Annotated in this window: 11 protein-coding genes; all 11 read left to right on the forward strand. The window is 61.5% G+C overall.

The annotated features are described in order from the left end of the window. Positions 1-50: 50 nt before the first annotated feature. Entirely contained in the window at positions 51-1,217 is a 1,167-nt protein-coding gene (locus ACW9IB_RS07720) for a ribosomal protein uL16 3-hydroxylase (protein WP_457413057.1), read from the forward strand. Then, positions 1,210-1,632, forward strand: coding sequence for a GNAT family N-acetyltransferase (locus ACW9IB_RS07725; RefSeq protein WP_457413059.1), 423 nt, complete (start codon positions 1,210-1,212; stop codon positions 1,630-1,632). Before ACW9IB_RS07720 ends, ACW9IB_RS07725 begins: the two co-directional genes overlap by 8 nt. Positions 1,633-1,846: 214 nt before the next feature. Further along, the gene (locus tag ACW9IB_RS07730) at positions 1,847-2,584 is read left to right on the forward strand and encodes a secretin N-terminal domain-containing protein (protein ID WP_457413061.1); all 738 of its coding nucleotides are present in this window, start codon (positions 1,847-1,849) and stop codon (positions 2,582-2,584) included. Positions 2,585-3,071: 487 nt separating this feature from the next. Then, positions 3,072-4,397: an isocitrate lyase gene (gene aceA, locus ACW9IB_RS07735; RefSeq protein WP_457364140.1), complete on the forward strand. Its 1,326-nt coding sequence runs from the start codon at positions 3,072-3,074 to the stop codon at positions 4,395-4,397. Between the two features lie 647 nt (positions 4,398-5,044). Beyond that, positions 5,045-5,458 (forward strand): NADH-quinone oxidoreductase subunit A, encoded by a 414-nt coding sequence (locus tag ACW9IB_RS07740; protein ID WP_457341178.1) that lies wholly within the window; start codon positions 5,045-5,047, stop codon positions 5,456-5,458. Between the two features lie 10 nt (positions 5,459-5,468). Next, positions 5,469-6,143 (forward strand): NuoB/complex I 20 kDa subunit family protein, encoded by a 675-nt coding sequence (locus tag ACW9IB_RS07745; protein ID WP_457364141.1) that lies wholly within the window; start codon positions 5,469-5,471, stop codon positions 6,141-6,143. Positions 6,144-6,216: 73 nt separating this feature from the next. Then, positions 6,217-8,001: an NADH-quinone oxidoreductase subunit C/D gene (gene nuoC, locus ACW9IB_RS07750; RefSeq protein ID WP_457364142.1), complete on the forward strand. Its 1,785-nt coding sequence runs from the start codon at positions 6,217-6,219 to the stop codon at positions 7,999-8,001. 2 nt (positions 8,002-8,003) lie between these two features. Next, complete coding sequence (gene nuoE / locus ACW9IB_RS07755; protein WP_457364143.1) at positions 8,004-8,501, forward strand: NADH-quinone oxidoreductase subunit NuoE; 498 nt, start codon at positions 8,004-8,006, stop codon at positions 8,499-8,501. Further along, positions 8,498-9,853 (forward strand): NADH-quinone oxidoreductase subunit NuoF, encoded by a 1,356-nt coding sequence (gene nuoF / locus ACW9IB_RS07760; RefSeq protein WP_457413063.1) that lies wholly within the window; start codon positions 8,498-8,500, stop codon positions 9,851-9,853. The genes nuoE and nuoF overlap by 4 nt, the downstream gene beginning before the upstream one ends. A 135-nt stretch (positions 9,854-9,988) precedes the next feature. Further along, a complete protein-coding gene (gene nuoG / locus ACW9IB_RS07765) occupies positions 9,989-12,703 on the forward strand; it encodes an NADH-quinone oxidoreductase subunit NuoG (protein WP_457364145.1) in 2,715 nt (904 codons plus the stop codon). Continuing rightward, positions 12,700-13,707, forward strand: a complete 1,008-nt coding sequence (gene nuoH / locus ACW9IB_RS07770; protein WP_457364146.1) for an NADH-quinone oxidoreductase subunit NuoH — start codon at positions 12,700-12,702, stop codon at positions 13,705-13,707. Before nuoG ends, nuoH begins: the two co-directional genes overlap by 4 nt. Positions 13,708-13,715 lie beyond the last annotated feature (8 nt).

The raw sequence follows: 13,715 nt of genomic DNA on the forward strand, positions 1-13,715 counted from the left end.
CGGGCGTTTTTATTTCAGTCTGAAAAATGCTTTTTTTCAATAGGTTACACATGAATCCTGACATCCCTCTTCAACTTTTGGGCGGTATCACGGCACGGGAATTCCTGCGCGACTACTGGCAGAAAAAACCGCTGCTGATCCGTCAGGCCATCCCTGATTTCGAAAGCCCGATCGACGCCGACGAACTGGCCGGCCTGGCCCTGGAAGAAGAAGTCGAGTCGCGCCTGGTGATCGAGCACGGCGAGCGTCCTTGGGAACTGCGTCGCGGCCCGTTCGCCGAAGATGCGTTCAGCACCCTGCCCGAGCGCGAGTGGACCCTGCTCGTGCAAGCGGTCGACCAGTTCGTGCCGGAAGTCGCCGAACTGCTGGAGCAGTTCCGCTTTCTGCCGAGCTGGCGCATCGACGACGTAATGATCAGCTTCGCCGCACCTGGCGGCAGCGTGGGTCCGCACTTCGACAACTACGACGTGTTCCTGCTGCAAGCGCAGGGTAAGCGCAACTGGAAAATCGGCCAGATGTGCAGCTCCGAAAGCCCTCTGCTGCAACATGCCGATCTGCGCATCCTCGCTGAATTCGAAGAGAGCGCCGAATGGGTACTGGAGCCGGGCGACATGCTGTACCTGCCGCCGCGCCTGGCGCACTTCGGTATTGCCGAAGATGACTGCATGACCTACTCGGTAGGCTTCCGCGCACCCAGCGCCGCTGAAGTGCTGACCCACTTCACCGACTTCCTTAGCCAGTACCTCACCGACGAAGAACGCTACACTGACGCTGACGCCCAACCGGCGGCGGACCCACATCAAATTCAAGGCGATGCCCTCGACCGCCTCAAGAGCCTGCTGGCCGAGCACATGAGCGACGAACGCATGCTGCTCACCTGGTTCGGCCAGTTCATGACCGAGCCGCGCTACCCTGAACTGGTGGCCGGGGAAGAGCTGGGCGAAGACGACTTTATCGGCAGCCTGCAAGACGGCGCGATCCTGGTGCGCAACCCGAGCGCACGCCTGGCCTGGTCGGAAGTGGACGACGACCTCCTGCTGTTCGCCAGCGGCCAGAGCCGCTATCTGCCGGGCAAGCTGCGCGAACTGCTGAAGCTTATCTGCGCCGCCGACGCCCTGCACGCCGACAACCTCGACCCATGGCTGGCGGATGAAGAGGGTCGCGATCTGCTGCACGAACTGGTCAAGCAAGGAAGCCTGGGATTTGCCGATGAATAAGATTCACGTCAGTGTCGCGGATTGGCAAAAGGATATCGCCGAGATTCGGCGCATTCGTGAAGCGGTGTTTATCGCTGAACAGTCGGTGCCGCCGGAACTTGAGTGGGATTCGGAAGACGCCGATGCGGTGCACTTCCTCGCCTTCGAAGGTGACTTTCCGATTGGCACCGCGCGCTTGTTGCCCACGGGCGAAATCGGTCGGGTCTCGGTACTCAAGGATTGGCGTGGCCTGAACGTGGGCGGCAAGCTGATGGACGCGGTGATCGGCGAGGCCGAGCGGCGCGGCCAGACCCGGCAGTTTCTCAGTGCACAGGTGTATGCGGCGCCGTTTTATGAGCGGCTGGGCTTCAAGATCGTCAGTGACGAGTTTCTTGAGGTCGGGATTCCGCATGTGGATATGGTGCGCGAGGGCTGACTTCAGACCCCGTCGCCTGCATCGCAGGCAAGCCAGCTCCCACAGGAGAATGCATTTCAACTGTGGGAGCGGGCTTGCCCGCGATAGCTTTAGCAGCAACACCCCAAAATGCCCTGCACCGCCAGGGCATTTTGCCGTCTACGATTCAATTTGCGACCGGCCAGGCCGACAAACTGGCACTATCCAGCCTAAATGACTCGCAGAGATCACGGACATGTCCCTACGCACGCTGCTCACCGCCCTTCTCCTGACCGCCAGCGCCTCGGCCATGGCCGAAACGGAAGTCGTCAACCTGAGCAACCGCACCAGCGCCGACCTGCTGCCCGTGGCGCAGAATTTCATTGGCAAGGACGGCACCGTCAGCGCCTACGGCAACCAACTGATCGTGAACGCCGAACCCGGCAAGATTCAGGATCTGCGTACCCTGCTCTCACAGCTGGACACGCCAGCCAAGCGCCTGCTGATCACCGTCGACACCAACGAGAACAACCAGCAGAACACCGGCGACAGCCAGACCCGCATCATCAGCTACGGCACCGCCAGCCGTGACGGTGGCATCCAGCAGATTCAAGCCAGCGAAGGCGTACCCGCCTTGATCCAGGTCGGCCAGAGCGTACCGCTGACCACCACCCAGCAAGACAGCTACGGGCGCCTGCAGAACCAGACCCAGTATCGCAACGTCACCCAGGGGTTCTATGTCACCGCCAGCGTCACCGGCGAGACCGTACACTTGGCCATCAGTACCAACCGTGACCGCATGAGCCAGGAACGTCCCGATGTAGTGAACGTTCAGAGTACCGACACAACCATCAGCGGACGCCTGGGTGAATGGATCCCTCTGGCCGGCATCAATCGCGAGACCCAGGCCGACAAATCCTCTACAACCCGCAGCTACTCTACCCAAGGCCGGGATGACCTGACTTTACGGGTCAAGGTCGACACCCTGAACTGAAGCACCAAAAACTGACTAGTGAGTCGTATTAGACTAAAGATGTAGTGCTTTGAAAAAAGCACTACAAAACATTTGACGCGCTAAAAAAGCATGGGCATGATGGCCTCGCTCCCGCTAATCAGGGGCCCTGGCAAGGGCCTTCGGATCGCGCTCCAAGTCATCCCACCCGAGCCGATTCGTGTCTTTACCGCCCACAAGGCGTGTGTGACGAGGTTGCGACTGGAACGAAGTTGTCCCGAGGGACGGAAGCCAACCAGGTAACCCGGCTACACACTGACGAACGCCCCAGGGCCCACGACGCCCGAAGACTGTTCCCGGTCCGCCTTTACCTGCTCCACCCTCTCGCCAATCGTTCATCCCGTCGCATTCCCCGCCAGACCCGACATGACCGCCTAAGCTTCTGGTCAGCGAGCAGTCCTGCCCACGCATTGAATGCATGGCTGGAAAAAACGGACATTTCCAACAAGACGCGACGAGGTTTTTCCCCATGGCACTGACACGCGAACAGCAAATTGCAGCCCTCGAAAAAGACTGGGCTGAAAACCCGCGCTGGAAAGGCGTGACACGCACTTACTCCGCTGCTGACGTCGTCCGCCTGCGTGGCTCGGTTCAACCTGAGCACACTTTTGCAAAAATGGGCGCCGAGAAGCTGTGGAACCTGGTCACCCAGGGTGCCAAGCCGTCCTTCCGTCCCGACAAAGATTTCGTCAACTGCATGGGCGCCCTCACTGGCGGCCAGGCAGTGCAACAGGTGAAAGCCGGTATCCAGGCGATCTACCTGTCCGGCTGGCAAGTGGCAGCGGACAACAACTCCGCTGAATCCATGTACCCCGACCAATCGCTGTACCCGGTGGACTCGGTGCCGACCGTGGTCAAGCGCATCAACAACTCGTTCCGTCGTGCCGACCAGATCCAGTGGAAAGCCGGCAAGAACCCGGGTGACGAAGGCTACATCGACTACTTCGCGCCGATCGTCGCCGACGCCGAAGCCGGTTTCGGTGGCGTGCTGAACGCCTACGAACTGATGAAGAGCATGATCGAGGCAGGCGCTGCCGGCGTGCACTTCGAAGACCAGTTGGCCTCGGTGAAAAAATGCGGCCACATGGGCGGCAAGGTACTGGTACCCACCCAGGAAGCTGTACAGAAGCTGACCGCTGCTCGCCTGGCCGCTGACGTCGCCGGCGTACCGACCATCATCCTGGCGCGTACCGATGCCAACGCCGCCGACCTGCTGACATCGGACTGCGACCCGTACGACCAGCCGTTCGTGACCGGCACCCGCACCCAGGAAGGCTTCTATAAAGTGCGCGCCGGCCTCGACCAGGCCATCGCCCGCGGCCTGGCCTACGCGCCGTACGCCGACCTGATCTGGTGCGAAACCGCCAAGCCGGACCTGGACGAAGCCCGTCGCTTCGCCGAAGCGATCAAAAAGGAATACCCGGACCAACTGCTGTCCTACAACTGCTCGCCTTCCTTCAACTGGAAGAAGAACCTGGACGACGCGACCATCGCCAAGTTCCAGCGCGAACTGTCCGCCATGGGCTACAAGCACCAGTTCATCACCCTGGCCGGCATTCACAACATGTGGCACAGCATGTTCAACCTGGCGCACGACTACGCCCGCAACGACATGACCGCCTACGTGAAGCTGCAGGAGCAGGAATTCGCCGACGCCGCCAAAGGCTACACCTTCGTAGCGCACCAGCAGGAAGTGGGCACCGGCTACTTCGACGACATGACCACCGTGATCCAGGGCGGCACCTCGTCCGTGACCGCGCTGACCGGCTCGACCGAAGAAGAGCAGTTCCACTAAGCCGTACCGAGCACACGGCCATTGCGGCCCCAGGGAAGACCTAACCGCAGTGCCGCACACACATCACGCCCCGACTGGTTCGGGGCGTTTTTTTATCTCAAGATCACCACAACCCAATGTGGGAGCTGGCTTGCCTGCGATAGCGGTACAACAGTCACCGCATTCATTTACTGACACACCGCCATCGCGGGCAAGCCCGCTCCCACAAGGGGAATGCATTCAGTCAGGAGTTTTTTTGGCAAAACATTGATCCAGAGCGGTGTTTGCGCGAACCAGATCGGTTAAAAAATCCCCGTCAGCAACTAACCGACAATCAAGCAAGTAACGGCAACTTCCCCGGCCACTCGAGAAACATTCGCTTAAACCCCACCCAAACAATATTCATTATCATTTGGAGCATGAAAGCTTCGTTACCAGACAAACAAAACTTAATTGTTCAAAAGCCCGCTAATGCCCACAGCACAAGGGCTGCAGCCCCACAAAGGCGCACTATGTCCTTATTCCATCGAATAATTTCGCCACAGGAATTTTACTTGCCCGGTGTTTAGCCATAAAATCACCGCGATTGATTGCAGTGCGACATATCGTCACTGCATCGTTACTTTTTCAAGCTCAGAGACCCTTGCTCTCTGTTAAGGATTCCCAGCATGACCGAAGCGACAGGACTCATGGCCCACAACTGGGGCTTTGCCATTTTCCTCCTCGGTGTCGGCGGCCTCTGCGCCTTCATGCTCGGCGTCTCCAGCCTCCTCGGGTCAAAAGCCTGGGGCCGCAGCAAAAATGAACCGTTCGAGTCCGGCATGCTGCCTACAGGTGGCGCCCGCTTGCGGCTTTCAGCCAAATTCTATCTGGTCGCGATGCTGTTCGTGATCTTCGATATCGAAGCCCTCTTTCTCTTTGCCTGGTCTGTGTCCGTCCGCGAAAGCGGCTGGACCGGATTCGTCGAAGCCCTCGTTTTCATAGCAATTCTGTTGGCAGGCCTTGTCTACCTATTTCGAGTGGGCGCCCTTGATTGGGCTCCGGAAGCTCGTCGCAAGCGGCAAGCGAAGCTGAAACAATGAGGCTTTGGCGATGCAATACAATCTCACCAGGATCGACCCGGATGCTCCTAACGAGCAGTACCCCATCGGCCAACGGGAAACCGTTGCCGATCCGTTAGAGGATCAAGTCCACAAAAACATCTTCATGGGCAAGCTCGAAGACGTGCTGAGCGGTGCAGTCAACTGGGGGCGTAAAAACTCCCTGTGGCCGTACAACTTCGGCCTTTCGTGCTGCTATGTGGAAATGACCACCGCCTTCACGGCGCCCCACGACATCGCGCGCTTCGGCGCCGAAGTTATCCGGGCATCGCCGCGCCAGGCGGACTTCATGGTCATCGCCGGTACGTGCTTCGTGAAGATGGCACCCATCATCCAGCGTCTCTACGAGCAAATGCTGGAACCCAAGTGGGTGATCTCCATGGGTTCGTGCGCCAACTCCGGTGGCATGTACGACATCTATTCCGTCGTTCAAGGGGTGGACAAGTTCCTGCCCGTGGACGTCTACGTGCCCGGCTGCCCGCCTCGCCCTGAAGCGTTCCTGCAAGGCTTGATGCTGCTGCAGGAATCGATTGGCAAGGAGCGTCGCCCGCTTTCCTGGGTCGTTGGCGATCAAGGCGTTTATCGCGCCGAGATGCCTTCGCAAAAGGAAGAGCGCCGCGAACAGCGAATCGCAGTCACCAACCTGCGCAGCCCCGACGAAGTCTGATCCAGACCGCTTCTTCTATTAGAACGAAAACCTGGCTTCATTCTTTACGTTGACCGAAAGCGATAAAAAGACCATGACTACAGGCAGTGCTCTGTACATCCCGCCTTACAAGGCAGACGACCAGGATGTGGTCGTCGAACTCAATAACCGTTTTGGCGCTGATGCGTTCACCGCACAGGCTACCCGCACCGGCATGCCGGTGCTGTGGGTGTCGCGTGCCAAGCTCGTCGAAGTCCTGACCTTCCTGCGCAACCTGCCCAAGCCCTACGTCATGCTGTACGACCTGCATGGCGTGGACGAGCGTCTGCGCACCAAGCGCCAGGGCCTGCCGAGCGGCGCCGACTTCACCGTGTTCTACCATCTGATGTCGCTGGAGCGTAACAGCGACGTGATGATCAAGGTCGCGCTGTCCGAGAGCGACCTGAGCGTCCCGACCGTCACCGGTATCTGGCCAAACGCCAGCTGGTACGAGCGTGAAGTCTGGGACATGTTCGGCATCGACTTCCCGGGCCACCCGCACCTGTCGCGCATCATGATGCCGCCGACCTGGGAAGGTCACCCGCTGCGCAAGGACTTCCCTGCCCGCGCCACCGAATTCGATCCGTTCAGCCTGAACCTTGCCAAGCAACAGTTGGAAGAAGAAGCCGCGCGCTTCCGTCCGGAAGACTGGGGCATGAAGCGTTCCGGTGCGAACGAGGACTATATGTTCCTCAACCTGGGCCCGAACCACCCTTCGGCTCACGGTGCGTTCCGCATCATCCTGCAACTGGACGGCGAAGAAATCGTCGACTGCGTGCCGGACATCGGTTACCACCACCGTGGCGCCGAGAAGATGGGCGAGCGCCAGTCCTGGCACAGCTACATCCCGTACACCGACCGTATCGACTACCTCGGCGGCGTGATGAACAACCTGCCGTACGTGCTCTCGGTCGAGAAGCTGGCCGGCATCAAGGTACCGCAGAAGGTCGACACCATCCGCATCATGATGGCCGAGTTCTTCCGCATCACCAGCCACCTGCTGTTCCTGGGCACCTATATCCAGGACGTGGGCGCCATGACCCCGGTGTTCTTCACCTTCACCGACCGTCAGCGCGCCTACAAAGTGATCGAAGCCATCACCGGTTTCCGTCTGCACCCGGCCTGGTACCGCATCGGTGGCGTCGCCCACGACCTGCCGCGCGGCTGGGAAAAGCTGGTCAAGGAATTCGTCGAGTGGATGCCCAAGCGTCTGGACGAGTACACCAAAGCCGCCCTGCAAAACAGCATCCTCAAGGGCCGTACCATCGGCGTGGCGTCGTACAACACCAAAGAGGCCCTGGAATGGGGCGTCACCGGTGCCGGCCTGCGTTCCACCGGCTGCGACTTCGACCTGCGTAAAGCCCGCCCCTACTCCGGCTACGAGAACTTCGAATTCGAAGTACCGCTGGCCGCGAACGGCGACGCCTACGACCGCTGCATGGTCCGCGTCGAAGAGATGCGCCAGAGCATCAAGATCATCGACCAGTGCATGCGCAACATGCCGGAAGGCCCGTACAAGGCGGATCACCCGCTGACCACGCCACCGCCCAAAGAGCGCACGCTGCAGCACATCGAAACCCTGATCACGCACTTCCTGCAAGTTTCGTGGGGCCCGGTCATGCCGGCCAACGAATCCTTCCAGATGATTGAAGCGACCAAGGGCATCAACAGTTACTACCTGACGAGCGACGGCGGCACCATGAGCTACCGCACCCGGATTCGCACCCCAAGCTTCGCCCACTTGCAGCAGATCCCTTCGGTGATCAAAGGCGAGATGGTCGCGGACTTGATCGCGTACCTGGGCAGTATCGACTTCGTTATGGCCGACGTGGACCGCTAAGCATGAACAGCACGCTTATCCAGACAGACCGCTTCACCCTCAGTGAAGCCGAGCGCTCGGCCATCGAGCACGAGATGCATCACTACGAAGACCCGCGCGCGGCGTCGATCGAAGCCTTGAAGATCGTGCAGAAAGCACGCGGCTGGGTGCCGGACGGTGCCGTCTACGCCATCGGCGAACTGCTCGGCATCCCCGCCAGCGACGTTGAAGGCGTGGCCACGTTCTACAGCCAGATCTTCCGCCAGCCGGTGGGCCGCCACATCATTCGCGTGTGCGACAGCATGGTCTGCTACATCGGTGGCCACGAGTCCGTGGTCAGCGCGATCCAGAGCAAGCTCGGTATCGGCCTCGGCCAGACCACCCCGGACGGCCGCTTCACGCTGCTGCCGGTATGCTGCCTGGGCAACTGCGACAAGGCGCCGGCGTTGATGATCGACGACGACACGTTCGGCGACGTGCAGGCATCCGGCGTCACCCAATTGCTCGAGGGCTACCCATGACCCTGACTTCTTTCGGCCCGGCCAACCGCATCCAGCGGTCGCCTGAGACCCACCCGCTGACCTGGCGCCTGCGTGACGATGCCGAGCCGGTATGGCTCGACGAATACCAGGCCAAGAACGGCTATGTCGCTGCACGCAAAGCCTTTGCCGACATGGCCCAGGACGATATCGTCCAGACCGTGAAAGACGCCGGCCTCAAAGGTCGGGGCGGTGCAGGCTTCCCCACGGGGGTGAAGTGGGGCCTGATGCCCAAGGACGAATCCATCAACATCCGCTACCTGCTGTGCAACGCGGACGAAATGGAGCCGAACACCTGGAAAGACCGCATGCTGATGGAGCAACTGCCCCATCTGCTGATCGAAGGCATGCTGATCAGCGCCCGCGCGCTGAAAACCTACCGCGGCTACATCTTCCTGCGTGGCGAGTACACCACCGCCGCCAAGCACCTCAACCGTGCCGTGGAAGAAGCCAAGGCCGCTGGCCTGCTGGGCAAGAACATCCTCGGCTCGGGTTTTGACTTCGAGCTGTTCGTGCACACCGGCGCCGGGCGTTACATCTGCGGTGAAGAAACCGCACTGATCAACTCCCTCGAAGGCCGCCGCGCCAACCCGCGCTCCAAGCCGCCCTTCCCTGCCGCCGTGGGCGTGTGGGGCAAGCCGACCTGCGTGAACAACGTCGAGACCCTGTGCAACGTGCCGGCGATCATCGCCGACGGCGTGGACTGGTACAAATCCCTGGCTCGCGAAGGTAGCGAAGACATGGGCACCAAGCTCATGGGCTTCTCCGGCAAGGTCAAGAACCCGGGCCTGTGGGAACTGCCATTCGGTGTGACCGCCCGCGAGCTGTTCGAGGACTACGCCGGCGGCATGCGCGACGGCTATACCTTGAAAGCCTGGCAGCCCGGCGGCGCCGGTACCGGTTTCCTGTTGCCCGAACATCTGGACGCACAAATGTATGCCGGCGGCATCGGCAAGGTCGGCACCCGGATGGGTACGGGCCTGGCGATGGCGGTGGACAACACCGTCAACATGGTCTCGCTGCTGCGCAACATGGAGCAGTTCTTTGCCCGTGAGTCCTGCGGTTTCTGCACCCCGTGCCGCGACGGTCTGCCGTGGAGCGTGAAGCTGCTGATGGCTCTGGAAAAAGGCGAAGGCCGCGAGGGTGATATCGAAACCCTGCTGGGCCTGGTCGGTTTCCTCGGCCCGGGCAAGACCTTCTGCGCTCACGCACCAGGCGCCGTGGAGCCATTGGGCAGCGCCATCAAATACTTCCGCTCGGAGTTCGAAGCCGGCATCGCGCCCACCAGCGCCGCCGTCCCGCCTCCGGCGAAGCCGATCGTAGTCGGCGCGTAACGCTTAAAAAGGCGAAGGGTCCGTGCCCTTCGCCTTCTCATGTGCTGACGCCCTCAGGGCTGTGTAGATGCACATGAATAACAAGATTCCATTAGCCACGCCCGCTGACACCGGGCCAACGAAGAACTTTGAACCATGGCCACTATCCACGTAGACGGCAAAGCGCTCGAAGTCGATGGGGCGGACAACCTGTTACAGGCTTGTCTGTCGCTAGGCCTCGACATTCCGTATTTCTGCTGGCACCCCGCACTCGGTAGCGTCGGTGCCTGTCGCCAGTGTGCGGTCAAGCAGTACAACGACGAGAACGACACCCGTGGTCGCATCGTCATGTCCTGCATGACGCCCGCCACCGACAACACCTGGATCTCCATCGACGATGAAGAATCCAAGGCATTCCGCGCAAGCGTTGTGGAATGGCTGATGACCAACCACCCGCACGACTGCCCGGTGTGCGAGGAAGGCGGCCACTGCCACCTGCAAGACATGACCGTGATGACCGGCCACAACGAGCGCCGTTATCGCTTCACCAAGCGTACCCACCAGAACCAGGACCTCGGCCCGTTCATTTCCCATGAAATGAACCGCTGCATCGCCTGCTACCGTTGCGTGCGTTTCTACAAGGACTACGCCGGCGGCACCGACCTGGGCGTGTACGGTGCGCACGACAACGTCTACTTCGGTCGTATCGAAGACGGCGTTCTGGAAAGCGAGTTCTCCGGCAACCTCACCGAGGTCTGCCCGACCGGTGTGTTCACCGACAAGACCCACTCCGAGCGCTACAACCGCAAGTGGGACATGCAGTTCGCCCCGAGCATCTGCCATGGCTGCTCCAGCGGTTGCAACATCTCCCCGGGCGAGCGCTATGGCGAACTGCGCCGCATCGAAAACCGTTTCAACGGCTCCGTGAACCAGTACTTCCTGTGCGACCGTGGCCGTTTCGGCTATGGCTACGTCAACCGCAAGGACCGTCCACGCCAGCCATTGCTGGCCAACGGCACCAAGCTGAGCCTGGACGACGCGCTGGACAACGCCGCCGACCTGCTGCGTGGCCGCAACATCGTCGGTATCGGTTCGCCACGCGCCAGCCTCGAAAGCAACTACGCGTTGCGCGAACTGGTCGGCGCCGAGCACTTCTACTCCGGCATCGAAGCCGCTGAGCTGGAGCGCATCCGCCTGGTCCTGCAAGTGCTGAACGACAGCCCGCTGCCGGTTCCGAACATGCGCGACATCGAAGACCACGACGCCGTCTTCGTGCTCGGTGAAGACCTGACCCAGACCGCCGCCCGCATCGCCCTGGCCTTGCGCCAGTCGGTCAAGGGCAAGGCCGAAGACATGGCCGAAGCCATGCGCGTACAGCCTTGGCTCGACGCCGCCGTGAAGAACATCGGCCAGCACGCGCTGAACCCGCTGTTTATCGCAAGCCTGGCTGAAACCAAGCTGGACGACGTGGCCGAAGAGTGCGTGCACGCAGCTCCGGACGACCTGGCCCGCATCGGTTTCGCCGTGGCTCACGCCCTGGACGCCAGCGCGCCTGCCGTCGAAGGCCTGGACGCCGAAGCCGTGGAACTGGCCCAGCGTATCGCCGACGCCCTGCTGGCCGCCAAGCGCCCACTGATCATCGCCGGTACCTCGCTGGGTTCCAAGGCGCTGATCGAAGCCGCCGCCAACATCGCCAAGGCGCTGAAGCTGCGCGAGAAGAACGGCTCCATCAGCCTGGTCGTGCCGGAAGCCAACAGCCTCGGCCTGGCCATGCTCGGTGGCGAATCGGTCGACGCCGCGCTGCAAAGCGTGATCGACGGCAAGGCCGATGCCATCGTGGTGCTGGAAAACGACCTGTACACCCGCACCGACGCGGCCAAGGTTGACGCTGCGCTCAACGCCGCCAAGGTGCTGATCGTCGCCGATCACCAGAAGACCGCCACCAGCGACCGCGCCGACCTGGTCCTGCCCGCCGCCAGCTTCGCTGAAGGCGACGGTACCCTGGTCAGCCAGGAAGGCCGCGCCCAGCGTTTCTTCCAGGTGTTCGATCCGAAATACATGGACGCCAGCATCCTGGTACACGAAGGCTGGCGCTGGCTGCACGCCCTGCGCGCCACCCTGCTGAACCAGCCGATCGACTGGACCCAGCTCGACCACGTCACCGCCGCCGTTGCCTCGAGCACCGCGCAGTTGGCCGGCATCGTCGACGCCGCGCCGTCCGCTGCGTTCCGCATCAAGGGCATGAAGCTGGCCCGCGAACCGCTGCGTTATTCCGGTCGTACCGCCATGCGCGCCAACATCAGCGTGCATGAACCGCGTACCCCGCAAGACACCGACACCGCGTTCGCCTTCTCCATGGAAGGCTACTCGGGCTCCGTCGAACCGCGCCAGCAAGTGCCGTTCGCCTGGTCGCCGGGCTGGAACTCGCCGCAAGCCTGGAACAAGTTCCAGGACGAAGTCGGCGGTCACATCCGCGCTGGCGACCCGGGCACCCGCCTGATCGAAAGCACCGGTGACGCGTTGAACTGGTTCGCCGCCGTTCCCCGTCCGTTCAACCCGGCCCAGGGCACCTGGCAAGCCGTGCCGTTCTTCCACCTGTTCGGCAGCGAAGAGACCTCTTCCAAGGCCGCGCCGGTACAAGAGCGTCTTCCACAGGCCTACGTGGCGCTGGCCAAGTCCGAAGCCGACCGCCTGGGCGTCAACGACGGTGCACTGCTGAGCCTGAACGTGGCCGGCCAGACCCTGCGCCTGCCGCTGCGCATCAACGAAGAGCTGGGCGCTGGCCTGGTGGCGTTGCCCAAAGGCATCGCCGGCATCCCGCCCGCCATCTTTGGCAAAACCGTTGATGGTCTGCAGGAGGCAGCACAATGACCTGGTTCACCCCTGAAGTGATCGACGTGATCATTGCGGTCCTCAAGGCGATCGTGGTGCTGCTGGCCGTGGTGGTCGCCGGCGCCCTGCTCTCCTTCGTGGAACGTCGCCTGCTGGGCTGGTGGCAGGACCGTTACGGTCCGAACCGTGTGGGTCCGTTCGGTATGTTCCAGATCGCGGCCGACATGCTGAAGATGTTCTTCAAGGAAGACTGGACCCCGCCGTTTGCCGACAAGGTGATCTTCACCCTGGCACCGGTCGTGGCCATGAGCGCCTTGCTGATCGCCTTCGCGATCATCCCGATCACCCCGACCTGGGGCGTGGCGGACCTGAACATCGGCCTGCTGTTCTTCTTCGCCATGGCCGGTCTGTCGGTCTACGCGGTGCTGTTCGCCGGCTGGTCGAGCAACAACAAGTTCGCCCTGCTGGGCAGCTTGCGGGCTTCGGCCCAGACCGTGTCCTACGAAGTGTTCATGGGCCTGGCGCTGATGGGCATCGTGGTGCAGGTCGGCTCGTTCAACATGCGCGACATCGTCGAGTACCAGGCACAGAACCTGTGGTTCATCATTCCGCAGTTCTTCGGCTTCTGTACCTTCTTCATCGCCGGCGTCGCCGTGACCCACCGTCACCCATTCGACCAGCCGGAAGCGGAACAGGAACTGGCCGACGGCTATCACATCGAATACGCCGGCATGAAATGGGGCATGTTCTTCGTCGGTGAGTACATCGGCATCATCTTGATCTCGGCGCTGCTGGTCACCCTGTTCTTCGGTGGCTGGCACGGTCCGTTCGGCATCCTGCCGCAACTGGCCTTCGTCTGGTTCGCCTTGAAGACCGCGTTCTTCATCATGCTGTTCATCCTGCTGCGCGCCTCCATCCCGCGCCCACGGTATGACCAGGTGATGGATTTCAGCTGGAAATTCTGCCTGCCGCTGACCCTGATCAATTTGCTGGTGACCGCTGCGCTTGTGTTGTTGAACACGCCAGCCGGCGCGGTTCAGTGAGGATTTGA

Source organism: Pseudomonas sp. SDO524_S393 (genome assembly GCF_054071875.1).